Source organism: Ktedonobacter racemifer DSM 44963, from assembly GCF_000178855.1.
GTDB classification, from domain to species: Bacteria; Chloroflexota; Ktedonobacteria; order Ktedonobacterales; family Ktedonobacteraceae; genus Ktedonobacter; species Ktedonobacter racemifer.
The window spans coordinates 1,722,903-1,740,734 of record NZ_ADVG01000002.1 but is presented as its reverse complement, the minus strand read 5'-3'; the positions used below and the strand labels follow the sequence as shown (position 1 = coordinate 1,740,734).

Sequence of the window (17,832 nt, the reverse complement as noted above, 5' to 3'; positions counted from 1 at the left end):
GATGCTATATTGACGCAGCAGGAAGGATTCTGGCAGGCGCTGGATGACCTGGTCGCAAACAGTGAAATTGTGATAGATCGCCCCAGGGGATCGAGACATCCACGCTATGAGGAGATGATTTACCCCTATGACTATGGCTATCTACAAGGGACGCGTGCCGCTGATGGCGACGGAATTGATGTCTGGGTGGGTACGCAGCAGGCGCGGCAGATGACTGGGCTTATCGTATGCGTGGACGCGTTAGTGCGCGACAGTGAGATAAAAATCTTAGTTGGGTGTACCCATGAAGAGATGGAGCAAATCCTTGCTCAACACAACAGCGGTCTCCAGGTGGGAATGTTGATTGAACGTGGTTAGAGGTGCTTGCAGGGGAAGAGGGACGACGCTGCTGAAGCATGCGTCGTCCTACTTATGCCGCGTTATGATTCGCGAAATTGAATAACCGTTTGTGTCCGTATGGTGCTTACCTCGGCTGGCTGTTCGTCGATATACTCCTGTCCCCAGAGTGCACCCATGATACCATCAAAGGATGTGCGTACATTCTCGTAGAGACGAGCGTTCTCGATTGAGAGTGCGGCCAGGCTTGCAAGAACCGTTAAAAACTGGATATCATCTTCATCAAAAACAGTTTGTTGCTTGGTGTAGACGCGGATGACCCCAACGGCTTCTCCCCGTACTTCCAGTGGTACACACAGGACCGAGACCAGGCCTTCTTGCCTGGCTGCATCCTGATACTGAAAGCGTGTATCACTGCGAACATCGGGTACATAGACCGGGGTGCCACGCATGGCATCGCTGTCAATTGCGCTCTGGGTGAGACTTACTGGACCCTTCGCGAGATAGTTGCCGCTGAGTCCATGAACGCAGCTTAAGTGAAGCAGGCCGCTTTTGCGGTCAAGCAGACGTAAAGCACAGGCATTTACCTGCATCGCCTCAGTGGTACTGGTGACGATGCTCTGGAGCACCTGGTCCAGTTCGAGACTGGAGGTAAACGTCAGCGCGGCCTGATGGAGAGCTGTATAGTAATCTCTATGTGAACGTCGTGGCAACTGATGAGCGTTATCGTCTGTTGTCATGGGTTATCTTCTCTCCTGGTGACTCTCTGACCTCTTATGCGAAAACCAACCCCCATTCGGGGGCGCGGCGCCACTGCCGTGGCTAGCGCTCCGCGCTCAGGTTTTCGGATAGGTGGTAACTAAGCATGGACTACAGCCTGTATGCTAGACACGAGTGTTCCAGTCTTATTGTAACATAGAAAGTCATTCAGGAAGACAACACATTTCTAGACCACAAGCAAGAGCTGTGGCTTACCGCTCATATTTTCCCTGAAAAGCACAAAAGGGGAGAGCCGTGAGGCTCTCTCGCTTTGGCTTACTTCTTCTCCGAAAACCCTGAGCGCGAAGCGCTAGTTACGCCAGTGACGTTGGGTTTCGGAATAAGATCTTAGTGTACTCCTACTGTCTGTTGTTGGGTCTGCTGGCACTGCGGTTGATTGGCAGGATCCTGCACCAGCCAGACGCGGCAGGGGGCATTGGAGAGCACATAGGGAACTGTCTTACCAAGATCGTATTGAGCCTTCTGACAGTTGCGAACTAATCCTATCAAAATGAGCGCGCAATTGTGGTCTCTAGCTTCATCGACGATGGCGGGACCAGCGTCACGGGCTTGTACTACCTCTGCAACAGCCAGGCATCCGACCTTTTCTGCAATACTCAAGGCACCAGTAAGCAGGCGATCAGCACGCTCAGACTCTTCTGTTAGCACGGCTTTGAGGGGAAGAGCACGTGGAACTTCAATGACATGTACAAGATGGACCTTACGTTTGGCTCCTTTTGCCATCTGGCAACCCAGGTATACCAGGTTTGAGTCCAGTTTGTCACCGCAGAGCACAACAGCAACATCGCCTGTGGCGCTTTCACCCAGGGCTGACTTGCTCATCGCTGTCTCTTCTTTGGCTTTGGAGCCCCATAAGTGAACCATAATAGATCTCCTCCTGATGGAGCATGATAAACAGCATCATAAATTCCTGACCGAACATTCGTTACAGTACCCAATTTTTCGTACGAATGGCAGCCTGGTTTTCCATCCTACAGGATTGTAGTACCAGAATACGGGTTCGTCAATGACACTAAACGGCATGAGTGTCATGCCCAATACTCTGAGCCGGGTTAGCCGAACGATTCAACTCCTTTACTAGTAATACGTACGCACGCTATAAGATGTTTTGCTGTTTTCTCGGTTGAAATAGAGATGTCTAAATATACACTTACAGAGTAACGTCTATCTCATACAAGAAAAGGCGGTCAAGTGACCGCCTTACTATAGTACTATTCTGGCTCGATTGTCACGGTTAACGCATAGCCAAGCAAGCGTTCCTGGTAGTGTTCCGCTAGCTCGTGGGGGCACACAATAACGATAGCGTTCCCGTTCAGGTGCGCGGTAAGCATAATGTGAGTTGCTTCCTGCATCGTCAAGGTGTTGACCGTTTCAAGCAACGCGGCAACGACATGCAGCATGTCATTGTAGTCATCGTTGAAAAGAATGACTTTATAGAGAGGAAGCAAGCTGCTACGTTGACGTACAACCTCTTCGGGCCGTATTTCTAGCCGTGAAGGCTGGCATTGCCTCTGTGCCATTGCGCTTTTATCTACTCCTGAGTGAGTATTTCAGTTACTCTGAATATGTGCGCCGCTAAGTTCTATTGTAACCAAGACTTACACATTTTTCTAGTGTCCCTGCCGACAAATTTCGGGTTTGGGGAGAAAAGAAATGTGGGGTGATGGGTGCAGTGCAGCACCCATCACCCCACATTTCTTTTCTCTGTCTGTTAGCGGCGACCGACGCTGCGGTCGATCTTACCTCCGCTGTTGAGGAGGATGGCTCGTGCGCGCGACTTGCGACTGATATTTTCACTATCGGGCAGGCGCAGGGCCACTACATTAAGCGCGCCTTTACTGCTACGCACGGGTTGCTCTTTGCTCGCGGTCTGTTTGGTGACATCCTGGCCAATAGCACCGCGTACCCTACGCCGGGTAAAGGTACCAGTGCTGGCTCCCAGGATGATACCGATTAACGCTCCTACAATAAGCGTGGTGGGCTCTGGCAGAATATGGGGGAGTGCAGAGCTCGCTACGAGCGCAAGCACACCCAGAATCGCGCCAAAGATCACTGCGAAGAGGATAATGTAGATTGGTTTGGGGCCGGTCTTCTGCGTACGCAGAAAATAGTCGCTGCGGGCCTGGTTGGGTCCATGCTCACGGAATTGCCCCTGCCCTACCATTCCTTCTTCAAGCTGAAAGACCTCGTCAAGGCTAAAGCCCTCTTTGCGCAATTTTGCGCTCGCGGCATCTGCTTTCTCCTCATCGGTGAAGACTGCTAGCAGATCATAGCTGCCAGGTTGCTGTTGCTGTTGTTGCATACGTCTCGTGTTCTCCCTGGATCTCTCCATGCGCCTGGTGCTGGCACGTCAAGCGCTAGTGTAACCGATTAGTGTCCTTAGTTGCTGTGCATCCACTATCAAATAGTATAATATTCCAGGAGTGCCGCCAAGAGAGAGGGCTGGGCAGCTTAGTAGGGTTTTGAGTGGAGCGACTCCAGGACAGTCGCGATTTCATGTCGGACACGGTCGCTCTGGCGCATCTCGCCCTGTACCTTCTCCCAGCCGTGCATGATCGTGGTATGGTCGCGCCCTCCCAGTTCCGCACCGATCTGTTGTAGCGAGGCCGTGGTCTCTTCACGCATAAGATACATCGCGACCTGGCGCGGCCAGGCGATATCACGGTCGCGTTGCTTTCCCCGGATACGTTCGGCCTCCACATTATAATAGCGGCAGACACCATCAATGACCTCGGAGACGCTTAACTTGGTAGCGGCAGATGGTTTTTTATCGCTATAAATATTTTCCAGGGCGTCGGTGGCTAGTTGCACGGTGATCGGCGCGTTATGCAGGGTCGCGTAGGCGATAACGCGGTTGAGTGCCCCCTCCAGTTCACGTACACTGCTGCACTCTGGCCGTGCCACATATTCAACAACAGCACTGGGAACCGAGAAGTGCAGAAGATCGGTTTTTGAGCGTAAGATGGCCAGGCGATGCTCATACTCTGGTGGTTGTACATCTGCCAGCAGTCCCCATTCAAAGCGGGAGCGCAGGCGATCTTGCAGGCTATGTATGGCTTTGGGCGGCCGGTCGCTGGTGACCACGATTTGTTTATTGGCGTTGTGGAGCGAATTGAAGGTATGAAAGAACTCTTCTTCGGTTGACTCTTTGCCTGCGATAAACTGAATGTCGTCGACTAGCAAGATATCAATCTGACGATACTTGGCGCGAAACTCCTCGGTTTTCTGATAGCGAATAGCGTTAATGATTTCGTTGGTAAATTTCTCCGAGGTGACATAAAGCACAGTCAGCCCTTTGACCTCGCCCTCATGTCCCACCGCGTGTAGCAGGTGGGTTTTGCCCAGGCCCACGCCGCCGTAGAGGAAAAGCGGATTATAGATGCGCCCGGGATTCTCTGAAGCGGCCAGGGAGGCAGCATGCGCCAGTTGATTTGATTTGCCTACGATAAAGGCATCAAAGGTATAGCGTGAGTTGAGTTGTCCACCTGTCCCAAAGGTAATCACCGGTGGAACGGCAATGGGCCTGGCTGGATTGTTGTAGCCCGCCGGGCGCTCTGACTCGCCCTCAGATCCGGAGCCTGGAGGTGGTGGAAACGCGGGATACTCTCCGGGCGGGGTTTCTGCTTTTAGCGTACCTTCCCGATTTAAGCCAAGGGTTTGAAAGGGGAGCGATGCCTTAGACTTCTTCGCCACGGCGGCCGCGGACTCCGCCAGGCGACGTACATGCTGCGCGGGCGATGTACGTGTTCGTCCCAAGCGCGAAGGACGCTTGGGGGGCGAAAAGAGAGGCTCTCCGGATTGCTCTGGTGTGGTCTTATCGCGGGAAACGACAAACTGGACCTCGACCTCCATTCCCGTGATGTCGGTGAGAATGGTGCGGATCAGGCTGGTGAAGCGACGCTCGAGATGGGTTTTGACAAAGGTCGAGGAGACACTGACGACGAAGATCCCATCTTGAAAGGAGTCAGCGGAGGTGCCCTGGAACCAGGTGGTAAAGGTATTAGGCTGTACTCGCTCCTGTAAGCGTTCTATTGCAGTTTGCCAGATTTGTCTTGCATTCACACACGACTACTCCCGCAAGTAAATGTTGAGTTCTTATGTACGATACGTGGCGCTTGGTATGGTGGCGTCACAAGTAGGAAAAAGCTCCTGCCTGGACGAAACGACGATCAGTCTACTCCCAGTGTCTGCTTCTTATGGTGAAATGTAATGGTAGCATTAAATCAAACCCCTGTAAAGGCCTTGTTCTTGCGTCCTAGTACCAATTTGAGAACTACTTCATAGACAAACTTCTTTTTATTATCTATCTTTAACGTAGACGCGTAATTCTTGTTTTTTTACAGGCATTCAAGCCAACTTGCGCCTCCTGAGGAGGTGGTAAGGGATATGTGGTGGTGGTCGACTGGCTCCGCCAGTCGACCACCACCACATATCCTCACTCAATACGAGACAACGGGTACAGATGAAGTAATTACCCGCTTTCGCGTAAGGTGTGAAGGCTCTCCAAAGAAAGGGGCTTCATGCAACCTGGACTAGTCGTAAAGGGTGAGTTCAAGCAAGGCTCGCTCGACGCTCAAGTTTCACTTCTGCTATAATGTCAGAAGTTTTGTGCGCGCGTGATGAGAGCCTTGCGTGCTTTTAAATGGGAGGATTTGCATATCATGGATAAGTGTCCCTATTGTGGGGCCGACACAAGGCCGGAAGATCGGTATTGCCTGAATTGTGGGAATCGCCTGACCCCTGCTGCTGCTGCGCAGCCAATGAATGCCGCCCCCACCGTGGGGGCCTCCCCAAGTGGAGAATGGAACGCGGCTGGGCATGAAGGAGGCACTGTTCCTTCTTCTGACTATGGCAACGAGGCGGCTCCAACCGTGGCCGGAGGCTATGGGGCTGAGCAGGCCAACTATTCCGCTCCTACCGCCCAGGCAACGATGGATCGCATTGAGCAGCCAGGGCGCTTTATCTTGCGCTCTGAAAGCGGCCAGGTCATCACTGAGTATCCGCTGGAGAAAAAAGAGATCGTGATTGGGCGTGCTCCCAACAGCGACATCCTGTTGCAGAAAGATAAATTGACGTCGCGCCGCCATGCCGTCGTCCACTTTGAGAATGGACAGTATGTATTGCAGGATGAGCATAGCGCCAATGGTACCTTTGTCAATGGGCAACAGCTCGATGATAATGGCACACGCTTATTGCAGGATGGCGATCATATTGGCATTGGCGAGCATGAGCTGATCTTCCGCGCCTTTGGCACTGCCTCAAATGAGGTAGAAGATCTGCCCACGGTCTCTGTTCCCTATGAACCCAATCCCTACGAGCCTAATACGTATCGTACCTCGACTGATGATAATGTCACGCTTCCTGAGAGCGATAGTGGGTATGAGACCCAGTCCATTCTCTCGGAGGAGCCAGAGATTCCCTTTGGCGTGCCAGCCCTGGCCACGCCAGTTGAGCAAGACGAGCAGGCTGACTTCCCGGCTGTGGAAGAGCAGACACAGAAAGCGCCTGAAGCGTCTGACTATGTTCCCGAGACACCAGCGGAACCTGCGCAGCCACGTGAGGAAGAGTCTGTACAGAAAGCCTACGATGACGTTCCCCTGACCTTTAAGCGTCTGACCTCCATTCCCATGCCCAACCTGCCAGACATGAGCAGCTTGATTGCCGCTGTCTCCGCTCTGGATGGTCAGATCGCGGCTTTGCAGGACCAGTTCAACTCGACGCAGGATGCCATGCGTAAGCGCGAAGGAGAGCTGGGTCAAACCGTCAGTCAACTGCGAGGTGGCATCCGGCGCGTCTCTGAGCGCATGGATAGCACAATCGCCGATGTCGCGCGTAGCCGCGAGGCCCTGGCCTGGGCCGAGCTGTTGCAGCTCATGGAAGATGTCATGAGCAATCCACGCGATATCGAATATGTCACGAAACTGGCGCGGAAGGCTCGCGAACTCAACAAGGTCTTCCAGATTCACCAGAATGTACTCAACACAATGGCCGAGTGCAATAGCCTGTTGCGCGGCATGGTTGGCGAAGAGTAACAAGCGATGTGGTACGTACTGGCAGCCTGTGGTCACCAGTACGTACCACATCTCTCCTCTCCATAAAAAACTTATCGACTGAGCGGATACTTTCATGCACGAAAATGCTTCACCCGGGGTAGAGAGGGATGACGTGGCGATTTCTACTCCTCACGCTTCACGACAGATAGATGCCATCATTATTGGTGCTGGCCTGGGCGGCTTACTAAGCGCAGCCCATTTGCTCCAGCGTGGCAAACGCGTTCTCATTCTAGAGCGCCTTCCGCATGCCGGAGGCCGCTTTACCGCCAAACATTTCCAGGGCGTGCAGGTAAGTACCGGTGCGGTGCACATGGTTCCCTTTGGGAGCAGTGGCGCGCTGGCTCAGATGCTTGATCGTTTGCAGGTTCCCCACCGTTTCTTTGATGCCGATGTCTTCGGCTCTTTTTATGTACATGGCAAACAGTACCGAGCGCAGGGCTTGCTGGGTGTCTTGCGTTTCCTGGGTCCGCGCCAGTCCTGGTGGTTCATCCGCCTGGGCTATCTGATGTTTTTTAGCCAGTTGCCTGAGGCCGAACTCCAGATGCCCTTTCATCGCTGGTTAGAGCGGCACCTCAAGGTCGAGCGCAATCCACAACTGGTCGCCTTCTTCGAGCGGATCTCGCGTTTTGCCTTGAGTCTGGAATTGAGTCAGGTAAGCACACGCGAGGTGATTCGCACGACGCGCAACATGTTTCGCTTTGGCGCGCCTGCGATTGTCGAGGGTGGATGTGGTGAGATCACACGCCAGCTTGAGCAGCACGTCCAGGCGCTTGGCGGTGAGCTTACACTCTCCTGCGAAGTATTGCAGATCATCCAGCGTGATGGGCGGGTGAGTGGAGTACGTGTGCGCTACAAAGAGCATGGGGTGGAGGAAGTGATCGAGGCTCCCCTGGTGGTGAGCGATATCGGCCCCAGAGCCACAGACGGACTACTGCACAATCGGAAAGTAAGACAGGCCGATGTGCTCAAGCGGAAGCCGGAAGAGGAGTCTGTAGGGGGCGAGATGCCCTCAGAGGTGGGGCTGCACGAGGCTGTGGGCCTGAAAGTCCATATCTTAAGCGATGTCTCGTTTATCCCTCATCGTGGCATTATGTATTGCCTGGATACGAAGCGCATTGCGGGCATCGTCCAGCCAACAAATAGTGATCCCAGTCTTGCCCCTGCTGGCAAGCATTTGTTAATTACCCACCAGGTCATTCAGAGTAACAATGTGGAGGAAGAGCGCGCGCTCGCGCTGGCCGACTTGCATATGCTCTTTGGTGACGCCTTTGATACGCATTGTCGCGTACTTACGATGGGGACCTATCGGGGCGAGTGGCCTGTGAATAGGATGACGCAGGGAGAGGACCTCACACCAACAACAACCATCGAAGGCCTGTATCTCGTGGGAGATGCCGTCAAGCCATCGGGGTTTCTGATGGTGGAAGGGGTGGCCCAGAGTGTGAACCATTTCCTGGATCTGTTAGATGCACTGGATCGTGAAGAAACAGACAGGAATGGCCGACCTGCGCGAGCGAGCCGATCACATATGGCAGTCGCCTATTCGCGCTTGAATCCCTTGCGCTGGCTGTGGATGGCGCCGGGAAACTCGGCTACGTTCCACAAATTGAAGGACGCCCATTAGGACTTATATAGAGGCTAATCGTAATGAAGCATAGTGAAACGCCAGTGGCCTCCCCCTATTACCTGGTACAGGGAGGAGCCTCGCTCCAGGGCGAAGTGAAATTGAGCGGCGCGAAAAACGCCGTCACCAAAATGATTATCGCTTCGCTGCTGACCTCTGAGGAGTGCACATTGCGCAATGTGCCACTGTTGGGAGATATGTATTTAACCATGAAGCTGTGCGAAAGCGTTGGCACCAGTCTGCATCTGGATGACCATGTGTTGACGTTGCGTACCGACTCTATTGCCAGATCTGAGATCTCGACCGAGGTCGGTGGACTGAACCGCATCGCCGTCATGGCGATTGGCCCCCTGCTGCATTGCTGTGGCGAGGTAAGCATACCTGCCCCCGGGGGAGATCGTATTGGCCCGCGCCCCATTAATTTTCATATCGAGGGGCTGCGCCAGATGGGAGCGACGATTGTTGAGCGCGATGGATTCTATTATTGCACGACGACAAAGCGCCTGCGTGGCACAACGATCAAATTGCCCTTCCCCAGCGTCATGGCGACCGAGAACTTCTTGATTACGGCCTCGCTAGCCAAGGGCGTCACCATTATTGAGAACGCGGCCATGGAGCCAGAGATTGTAGACCTGATCAAGCTGCTGCAAAAGATGGGCGCCATCATCGAGGTCAAGGTTGATCGGCGTATTGTGATTGAGGGCGTCGAGAAACTACGTGGCGCGAGTCATACCCTGCTCAGCGACCGCAACGAGGCTGTCTCCCTGGCTACCGCAGCCTATCTCACGCGTGGCGATGTCTACTTGCGAGGCGCACAGCAGGATATTCTATTGACGTTCTTGAATACACTTTCAAAGATGCGCCTGCGCTTCGATATTGATGACGAGGGCATCCGTTTTGTGGCTGATGACCAGCCACCGCCCGCGATTGCCTTGGAGACAGATGTTCATCCTGGCTTTATGACAGACTGGCAGCAGCCCTTTACTGTGTTATTGACGCAGGCGCGTGGTATGTCGGTAGTACATGAGACGATCTACGAGGATCGCTTTGGCTATACCTCGGCCCTCATTGGCATGGGCGCGCATGTCGGCCTGTATAGCAAATGTCTGGGCGAGGTTCCCTGTCGTTTCCGCGAGAAAGAACACCAGCATAGCTGCGTAGTTAGTGGGCCAACGCCCCTGAAGGGAACGCAACTCTATATCCCCGATATCCGCGCGGGCTGCTCCTATATCCTCGCGGCCTTGTGTGCGGAGGGTGAGTCGCAGGTCTTTGGCATCGATCATATCGAGCGTGGATATGAGCACCTGGACGCCAAACTACGTTCACTCGGCGCGCAAATTCAGCGTATCGAAGCTACGGCAACTGCCGACGTCAACTAACAACCAGATACACAGAAGAGAGCCTGGCGCGAACCGCGCCAGGCTCTCTTCTGTGTATCTGGTTACTACCAATCGGCTTTGACTTCGCGCAATTGCTCTGGTGTGAGAACGCGGAACATAATGAGCAGGTTCTCCAGGTCATATTCGAGGCCCATAGTATGCAATTCCTGGCGAATGCGACCAAGGGAGCCGATCTGTGTAGTGCTAATCATGCCGTAGCTTACCAGGCTGGCGGCCAGTAATTGGTCAGGCGTGAGGAGCTTAAACATCAGCAGGATCTCGCCAAGCTGGTAGTTAAGATCCACGCCATTGAGCATACGCTGGATATTTTGAGCCACGTCCAGGCGACTCTCGGGAACGAGGTGCCCCTCTAATAAGACGCTTCCAAGCGAACGTGTTGCGCGTCCATTGAGTGCCTGGGGTTGAGGTGGCTGGGGCGGTGGTGTGGGCATTGGAGGCAGGCTCTGCATAATATCGATCAGGACCGCGTTACTGGTTGAGTTCTGCGCAACCTTTTCGGCCTGCCCCTCGGTTGCCCGCTTAATTTCAGCCTTAATTTGCTCAACAATTGTCTGGTGATCGATATCTGACTCTTCGTCCCGTTTCTCATTTGTGATGGACGTGGTTGGAGGATACTTCTCGGTCTCTGGCTCCTGGCGTTTGGGCCTGGAGTTCAGCTCTTCTACAGTGTATGCGCGGCTGATATGTTCCTGGCCAGGAGCACCAGTGAATGTCACCTGGGGAGTCGCTGCGTGCTGTTGCTGCTGGCTAGAAGACGTCGCAGTCACAATAGAGGCCAGGGGCGAGGCAATATTTGTGGCCTGCCCATAATTGTTAGGACGTGAAGGCGCCTCCGTACGCCGGCCCGGGTTCTCTGGGGGCATATTTGTAGGCCGCTCAGCGGGCATCCCCTCGATAGGAGCAGGGCGTAACGGTTGTGAGAATAGCTGCTCACTTACCTGTCGTGGTGGAACATCGGTAGCTGGATGAGTGGCATAGGCCGTTGTTTGTTGAGCCTGGGGGGCGACCTGAGAAGGCTCGTGCGCTGTTTGAGGGGCGCGGGCGAACAGACCCTGTTCCCCTAAGAATGGGCGTGCCCGGACGTGCATATCCTGTTCCGGTTGGACCATAGGCTGAGCGAAGGAAGGCTGCTCGCTTGCCTGATAAGCAACGCGTGCCTGGGCAGGTGCCTCGCTCCGTGTATACTGGGCAGGTGGAGGTGATACTGTTGCCTGCTGGGTGGACTGGATGGGGCGAAACGCCTGTCGCTCAGGAGTTGGCTGCATCGTGGGATGATTTTCAGCGGGCGGAGCCTGTCGTCCCTGAATGAGGCGCGAGAGTTGAGCCAGGCCAGATTCATTGGGAGCATCTACCTGGCCATTTGCCAGGCGCTGAAGGGTATTCAGGCCCGAGCTACCCAGGGGAGCCGCGGATGGTTGGGAGGAAGGATTGGCAAAGGAAGAGAGAATAGCGCTCTGAGCCTCGTATCTATTGTCAGATGTACCTGATTGGGAGGGCGTATTCGGCGCGCTCCAGGTACGCTGATTAGGATAGAGCACGGCATGGATTTTGTCCGTGTAGGAGGACTGAGCAGGATCTTCCATCATATTTGGCGTCTGGGGAGGCGTCATAGCGGAGGTGGGTGAGGAATATTGACCTGTGTTGTTGAAGGTTCCAGGAGCAGGCTGGTGAAAGCCAGAGACGCTACTTCGTAGAGGCGTAACTGGCTGCTCTGGTGATGAGTGCGTGCGATATGACTGTCCGGGTGTTTGAACAGGTTGTGTTGGACGTGGCGTCGCCGTTGGCGAGGCACCTGAATTGTTCGGAGCAGAGGGCGAAGAGGTGCGCGTCAGGCGTGGCTGGGTCGTTGAGGACGTGTTCGCTTGCTCTGAGGGAATGCGAGCGCGTACGGCGTCAACAAGGCCCATCACCCCAAGCATGCCATCGACCTCGACCTCGGCTGGTGTCGTATTGATATGATCATCTAAGTCGCGTGGCCCATAGCCTGCGATATTGGTGCAATTGAATGTCAGAACTTGAATGCCACGACCACGGCGTTGCGTATCTAAAGCGACCCAAAATTCGCGACGCGCGGCTGCCGCCTGGGCAAGATCGACCAGAATAAGCCGGATTGGGAGGCGGGCGATGGCATCAAAGACTTCAACGGCGGTACGTGCGGTATGACAATCGTAGCCCGCGAGTTGTAGTTCACCAATAAGTAAACCCGCTAACTGCTGATCTCGTTCAAATAGGAGAATGTGTGGTCCACTGGTACTAGCATTCATAATTTCGCTCCGGTCACTGCACGTTTGGGTTCTACTGGTGCAAAATTTTGCTCTATTATCAGACGTTGAGAAGGCGTGGCCGTGCTACATAACTCAACGGCATCGGGTGCGCAGAGAGAGTAAATATAGCCATTATTGGCGCTTAGTATAGCATATTGCTGCGAGTGTGGTATAGCAAATGTGACTAATGACGCATCACAGACACATGTGTTGCGCTTTTTGTATACCCTGAGTAACAGGGGGATGAGCCCTCTTCCTCTCCATAGGCCTCTGCGTATTGGAAGGCCAACTTTTTTTGTTTACACAGGTATATGCTCTGGTTGTATCATACCTTGTGTCCAGGTGGAGAGACTGTTTCTGGAGATGTCCTAGTACCATTTGGAGGTTTCTACCTATGAATCTATTGCGAGCGGATGAGGCCGCACCCGTTATTGCACTGCTGACCGACTTTGGCGTGGAGGATGGCTATGTGGGTGTTATGAAAGGGGTGATGCTGGGGATTGTTCCTGGCGTACAATTCCTGGATCTTACGCACCATATTGCACCTCAGCAGGTCGTCCAGGGTGCATGGCTGCTCTCGACCCACTATCGCTATTTCCCTAAAGGCACGATTTTTCTTTGTGTTGTCGATCCTGGTGTCGGCAGTGAGCGGCGAGCGGTCGCGCTACACGCAGGCGAATGGCTATTTGTGGGACCCGATAACGGACTGTTTACCTTTATTTTAGCTGAGCAGACATTGCACCAGGCTGTGGCCCTGACAACCCCTGAATATCGCCTCCCGACCGTGAGTAGCACTTTTCACGGTCGGGATATCTTTGCCCCAGCCGCCGCACACCTCGCGCGCGGAGTGGTTCTGGACCAGCTAGGACCCGGTCTGGAGGCTTCAAGCTTACGCCGCCTGGACGGACTGCTTGCTACCCGCCAGGGGAACGAGGTACAGGCCAGCGTAGTGCATGTAGACCATTTCGGCAACCTGGTTACCTCGCTACCGATGCAACTGATTCCAGAGTTCTTTAGTGCTCCCGAGGCCGTCTTAGAGTTTCCTGAACTGGGTGTTCGTGTGAGTGAGCGACGCACCACCTTCGCCCTGAGCGCCGAGAGCCAGGTGCAGCAGGGCGCATTCATGCTGGCCGACAGCTCCGGCTATCTCCTGGTTGCCATCCAGAATGGGAATGCAGCCCAGGTTCTCGGCATCAAGCGCGGAGCACGCCTTCAATTGCATCTCTGATGCGTACGTGACCAGGCAAAATGTCCTTTGGTGTTTTCTGCAACGTGTCTCGTCCTGGCCAGGGTTGATGGGCAAGGCGTGCTGTTTTACGCATGTTCATACAACAATTCCACATCTAGGCAGCTTCCATTTGGGATGCTTTGAAGTGTTGGAATTGTTTAGATGAGAGATGATGCAATTGATAAATTTCCACCAATTGCGTGTAGAATATAGTATCATAGAAGAGAATAATGTACAAGCGGATAAAGCAGGAGAGGGGCGATCCTCCCTTGTCCCTTGCGGTCGAGCACAGGAGCAAAGTGTTAAAAACTGCTATACTAACGATTTTATCTTCTCCGTAGAATTGTATGAGACAGAAAAATATGGTATAATTTGCCTATAACCCTAAGGAGGGTTTTGGTTCTAGACAAGGTTCAAAAATAATGAGGGTGGTGGTCAATAACTGCAAACTGAGTACATGCCTTTGAAATGTGTTGGAACAGGAAAGGACAACGTGTAACATTGCAGGAGCATCTGTAGATGCGTGTGACAACGCTACCTGGTTCTATTCAGTATAAGGGTTGGACTAAAATTATAGTAAACTCCAACCACAATATCCGCCAAAAAGTTGGAAAGGGCTGGTTCTCTTGCGACGTGTGTCGAGAAAGAAACTGGCCCTTTCAGTTTCCTGGTCACTGTCAAGCGGGGAGAGGGGAGGTCGAGGTGGTTCCGGTTGCAATGACAGTTCCTGCGCCATCCTCGTATAGTGTCTGTGCCCAACCAAAAGGAGTCTTTCCCTGGCTGTCTTATTCGTAGTATCAGTTCCTAGAGTAGCAACCATGGGGTGAAACGAATCCTGCAAGGAGGAATAGACGTTTCATCCTCGCGAGCGCTATTCAATCGTACAGCAAAGAGAGGGTAAGCCATGGATCTGGTGAAGCGGTTGGAAGAATATCGAGATCGTGAGCGAGAGCTCATGTGGGAGGGAACCTTCGCGCAATACTTTGAGATTGCGACTAAGAAGCCTGAAGTTGCCCGCCTATCGCATGAGCGCGTTTACCATATGATCATGGACGCGGGCGTCGAGACGACCCGCAACAATGAGCAGCACTACAATTTCTTCAGTCAGGAAATCTTTGGTATTGAAAAGCCTCTTCAGCAGATCGTTGACTACTTCCACTCGGCTGCTCAACGCCTGGAAGTGCGTAAACGTATTCTGCTTCTGATGGGCCCTGTAGGTGGTGGTAAGTCCACCATCGTCACCCTGCTTAAGCGTGGTCTGGAAGAATACAGCAAAAGCATGGTGGGCGCGTTGTACGAAATTAAGGGCTGCCCCATGCACGAGGAGCCCCTGCACCTGATCCCCCACGAACTACGCTCAGATGTGGAGCGTGAGTTTGGCATCTATATCGAGGGCGACCTCTGCCCCCACTGCCGCTACATGGTCGATACGCAATTTAAAGGACGTATCGAGGAAGTACCCGTCAAACGTGTGGCTTTTAGCGAGAAGTATCGCATGGGCGTGGGTACCTTCACCCCGTCTGATCCCAAAAGCCAGGATATCAGCGAGCTGGTCGGTGGTATCGACCTGTCAACGATTGGCGAGGTTGGCGTCGAAAGCGATCCACGCGCTTACCGCTTCGATGGCGAGTTAAACATCTCAAATCGAGGAATAATGGAATTCGTGGAAATGTTGAAGACGGATGAGAAATTTCTCTATGTTCTGCTGACGCTGAGTCAGGAGCAGAATATCAAGACCGGGCGCTTCAGCATGATCTATGCCGACGAAGTTGTAATCAGTCATACTAATGAGCATGAGTATCAGTCGTTTGTGGGCAATAAGAAGTCGGAGGCGCTTCAGGACCGCATTATCCTGGTCAAGGTCCCCTATAATCTGCGTGTCTCCGACGAGGTCAAGATCTATGAGAAACTGCTGAAACAGAGTGCCCTCAAAGACGTCCATATCGCGCCCTATACGCTGCGTATTGCAAGCGTCTTCGCGCTGCTCACCCGCCTGGAGCCTTCGAAGAAAGCTGGCATGAGCCTGATGAAGAAGCTGAAGCTCTATGATGGCGAGGATATGGAGGACTTCAAGCAGAAGGATGTGCGCGAGCTGCAAGAGGAAGCGGTGCGCGAAGGCATGGACGGTATCTCGCCGCGCTATGTCATTAACCGCCTGTCAAATGCGCTGGTCAAGCACAATGTGACCTGTATTAACCCCATCGACGCTCTGCGCGCGCTCCGTGATGGCCTGGATCAACATACCAGCATTACGCGTGAAGAGCGCGAGCGCTACCTCAACTTCGTCAGTGAGGCGCGCAAAGAGTACGATGAACTGGCTAAGAAAGAGGTCCAGCGGGCCTTCGTCTACTCCTACGAGGAGTCGGCGCGCACCCTGCTGAACAACTACCTGGATAACGTCGAGGCCTACTGCAACAAGACGCGTCTGCGCGATCCGATCACTGACGAGGAGATGGAGCCTGATGAGCACCTGATGCGCTCCATCGAGGAACAGATCGGCGTCTCGGAGAACGCGAAGCGCTCCTTCCGCGAAGAAATTCTCATTCGCATCTCGTCGCTGGCACGCAAGGGGCAGACCTTTGACTATACCAGTCATGAGCGTCTCAAAGAAGCGATTGAGAAAAAGCTCTTTGCGGACCTGCGCGACGTCGTCAAGATTACCACATCCACTCGTACCCCCGATAAAGAACAGTTACGCAAGATCAACGAGGTCGTTAACCGCTTGATGGCGGAGCACGGCTACTGTCATGTCTGCGCTAACGAAATTCTCCGGTATACGGGCAGTCTCTTGAACCGATAGTTACGAACCGGGCTGATGCAGTAGGGAATATGGATGCACGCGCGAGCCTTGTGCTCGCGCCGTGCGCCGCAAGCTAGTGGCATACCCGGGCAGAGATGCCTTCACGCGCCTCTTCTTGCTGAGGCCGGGTCACCCCCGCCTTTCCCATCACCTACAGTGTGTTCCCCTGGTTGCTCGATAGTAAGGAGAACGTACCATGTCTGTCTCACAGCACGATTGGTCGTTGCACCGGAAAGGACAAATAGACCAGGAGCGCCACAAGGAGAAGATACGCGACGCCATTAAAAAAAACCTTGGTGAGATCGTCTCAGAAGAGAATATTATTCTTTCGGATGGCAAAAAAGTTGTACGCGTGCCCGTGCGCTCCCTGGATGAATATCGCTTCCGCTTTGATCCCGGCCGCCAGACGCACTCTGGCCAGGGCAATGGAAAGAGCAAGGTTGGCGATGTCGTTGCCCAAGAGCCGCGCCCTGGCAAGGGGAAGAAGGGGGATGCCGGAAAGGATGCGGGCTACGACTACTATGAGGCCGAAGTCTCGATGGAGGAACTGGCCGCGCTCATCTTCGAGGACCTGAGTCTACCCAATCTGGAAGAGAAGCACCAGCAGGAGATGGAGACCGAGGCGGTTCGCTTCACCGACGTGCGCAAGAAGGGTCCCATGCCCAACCTGGATAAGAAGCGCACGATTATGGAGAATATCAAGCGCAACGCCTCCAAGGGAGAGGCCCGCTTCAAAGACATCAAATCCGAGGACCTCCGCTTCAAAGTCTGGGAGCCAACCATCAAATTTCAGTCAAATGCGGTAGTACTGGCAATGATGGATGTCAGCGGTTCAATGGGTGAATTCGAGAAATACATTGCAAGAAGTTTCTACTTCTGGATGGTGCGCTTCCTGAGGACAAGGTACAACAATGTGCACATTGTCTTTATCAGCCACCATACGGAGGCCAAGGAGGTGACGGAGGAGGAGTTCTTCCACAAGGGTGAGAGTGGTGGCACGCAGGTATCCTCGGCGTATGAGCTGGCACTCCAGATCATTCAGGAGCGCTATAACCCGAATGACTGGAACATCTACCCCTTCCATTTCTCTGATGGCGATAACCTGCCGTGGGATAACGACCGTTGTGTCCAACTGGTAAATAAGCTGATGGAGCAGTGCAACATCTTTGGTTATGGCGAGATACGCGAGGGCCACTATCGCTCGCCCAGTACCTTGATGTCGGCCTATGGCAAGATCAACGACAAGAAGTTTACCGCCGTGACCATCTCGGATAAGAAAGAGGTCTATCCCGCGTTGCGCAAATTCTTCGCCCAACGAGAGCCGGTGCCATCCAGGTAGTTAGGAGA

13 protein-coding genes are annotated in these 17,832 nt (G+C 53.6%); 7 read left to right on the top strand and 6 right to left on the bottom strand.

Features of this window, described 5'->3' with window-relative positions:
* Positions 1-9 precede the first annotated feature (9 nt).
* Positions 10-357: an inorganic diphosphatase gene (locus KRAC_RS23795; protein ID WP_007911540.1), complete on the top strand. Its 348-nt coding sequence runs from the start codon at positions 10-12 to the stop codon at positions 355-357.
* 62 nt (positions 358-419) lie between these two features.
* Here the strand turns inward: KRAC_RS23795 and KRAC_RS23790 are convergent, their stop codons facing one another.
* The 5 genes from KRAC_RS23790 to dnaA form a co-directional block, all read right to left on the bottom strand.
* Positions 420-1,076, bottom strand: coding sequence for a GAF domain-containing protein (locus KRAC_RS23790; protein ID WP_007911538.1), 657 nt, complete (start codon positions 1,074-1,076; stop codon positions 420-422).
* Between the two features lie 367 nt (positions 1,077-1,443).
* The gene (locus KRAC_RS23785) at positions 1,444-1,980 is read right to left on the bottom strand and encodes a universal stress protein (protein WP_007911537.1); all 537 of its coding nucleotides are present in this window, start codon (positions 1,978-1,980) and stop codon (positions 1,444-1,446) included.
* A 347-nt stretch (positions 1,981-2,327) separates the two neighbouring features.
* Positions 2,328-2,636, bottom strand: a complete 309-nt coding sequence (locus tag KRAC_RS23780; protein WP_007911535.1) for an ATP-dependent Clp protease adaptor ClpS — start codon at positions 2,634-2,636, stop codon at positions 2,328-2,330.
* Between the two features lie 191 nt (positions 2,637-2,827).
* A complete protein-coding gene (locus KRAC_RS23775; RefSeq protein ID WP_007911533.1) occupies positions 2,828-3,418 on the bottom strand; it encodes a hypothetical protein in 591 nt (196 codons plus the stop codon).
* A 149-nt stretch (positions 3,419-3,567) separates the two neighbouring features.
* Positions 3,568-5,178: a chromosomal replication initiator protein DnaA gene (dnaA, locus tag KRAC_RS62350; protein WP_007911530.1), complete on the bottom strand. Its 1,611-nt coding sequence runs from the start codon at positions 5,176-5,178 to the stop codon at positions 3,568-3,570.
* A gap of 599 nt (positions 5,179-5,777) precedes the next feature.
* Here dnaA and KRAC_RS62345 point away from each other — a divergent pair.
* The 3 genes from KRAC_RS62345 (at position 5,778) to murA (ending at position 10,172) form a co-directional block, all read left to right on the top strand.
* Positions 5,778-7,148, top strand: coding sequence for an FHA domain-containing protein (locus tag KRAC_RS62345; protein ID WP_007911529.1), 1,371 nt, complete (start codon positions 5,778-5,780; stop codon positions 7,146-7,148).
* A gap of 133 nt (positions 7,149-7,281) precedes the next feature.
* On the top strand, positions 7,282-8,793 hold the full coding sequence (locus KRAC_RS23760; RefSeq protein WP_040444073.1) for a phytoene desaturase family protein: 1,512 nt from the start codon (positions 7,282-7,284) through the stop codon (positions 8,791-8,793).
* 23 nt (positions 8,794-8,816) lie between these two features.
* On the top strand, positions 8,817-10,172 hold the full coding sequence (murA, locus tag KRAC_RS23755) for a UDP-N-acetylglucosamine 1-carboxyvinyltransferase (RefSeq protein WP_007911526.1): 1,356 nt from the start codon (positions 8,817-8,819) through the stop codon (positions 10,170-10,172).
* A gap of 65 nt (positions 10,173-10,237) precedes the next feature.
* Here the strand turns inward: murA and KRAC_RS23750 are convergent, their stop codons facing one another.
* Positions 10,238-12,457: a response regulator transcription factor gene (locus KRAC_RS23750; RefSeq protein ID WP_007911525.1), complete on the bottom strand. Its 2,220-nt coding sequence runs from the start codon at positions 12,455-12,457 to the stop codon at positions 10,238-10,240.
* A gap of 394 nt (positions 12,458-12,851) precedes the next feature.
* Between KRAC_RS23750 and KRAC_RS23745 the strand changes: the two genes are divergently transcribed.
* The 3 genes from KRAC_RS23745 (at position 12,852) to yhbH (ending at position 17,824) form a co-directional block, all read left to right on the top strand.
* Positions 12,852-13,685 (top strand): SAM hydrolase/SAM-dependent halogenase family protein, encoded by an 834-nt coding sequence (locus KRAC_RS23745; RefSeq protein WP_007911524.1) that lies wholly within the window; start codon positions 12,852-12,854, stop codon positions 13,683-13,685.
* A 904-nt stretch (positions 13,686-14,589) separates the two neighbouring features.
* Positions 14,590-16,485 (top strand): PrkA family serine protein kinase, encoded by a 1,896-nt coding sequence (locus KRAC_RS23740; protein WP_007911521.1) that lies wholly within the window; start codon positions 14,590-14,592, stop codon positions 16,483-16,485.
* Between the two features lie 196 nt (positions 16,486-16,681).
* Positions 16,682-17,824, top strand: a complete 1,143-nt coding sequence (yhbH, locus tag KRAC_RS23735) for a sporulation protein YhbH (RefSeq protein WP_007911520.1) — start codon at positions 16,682-16,684, stop codon at positions 17,822-17,824.
* Positions 17,825-17,832 lie beyond the last annotated feature (8 nt).

Excerpts from the sequence above, each read along its gene's own strand:
- KRAC_RS23785 (WP_007911537.1), bottom strand. The coding sequence starts at position 1,980 with ATGGTTCACTTATGGGGCTCCAAAGCCAAAGAAGAGACAGCGATGAGC.
- KRAC_RS23740 (WP_007911521.1), top strand. The coding sequence starts at position 14,590 with ATGGATCTGGTGAAGCGGTTGGAAGAATATCGAGATCGTGAGCGAGAG.
- KRAC_RS62345 (WP_007911529.1), top strand. The coding sequence starts at position 5,778 with ATGGATAAGTGTCCCTATTGTGGGGCCGACACAAGGCCGGAAGATCGG.
- yhbH (WP_007911520.1), top strand. The coding sequence starts at position 16,682 with ATGTCTGTCTCACAGCACGATTGGTCGTTGCACCGGAAAGGACAAATA.
- KRAC_RS23745 (WP_007911524.1), top strand. The coding sequence starts at position 12,852 with ATGAATCTATTGCGAGCGGATGAGGCCGCACCCGTTATTGCACTGCTG.
- KRAC_RS23780 (WP_007911535.1), bottom strand. The coding sequence starts at position 2,636 with ATGGCACAGAGGCAATGCCAGCCTTCACGGCTAGAAATACGGCCCGAA.
- KRAC_RS23775 (WP_007911533.1), bottom strand. The coding sequence starts at position 3,418 with ATGCAACAACAGCAACAGCAACCTGGCAGCTATGATCTGCTAGCAGTC.
- KRAC_RS23790 (WP_007911538.1), bottom strand. The coding sequence starts at position 1,076 with ATGACAACAGACGATAACGCTCATCAGTTGCCACGACGTTCACATAGA.
- murA (WP_007911526.1), top strand. The coding sequence starts at position 8,817 with ATGAAGCATAGTGAAACGCCAGTGGCCTCCCCCTATTACCTGGTACAG.
- KRAC_RS23750 (WP_007911525.1), bottom strand. The coding sequence starts at position 12,457 with ATGAATGCTAGTACCAGTGGACCACACATTCTCCTATTTGAACGAGAT.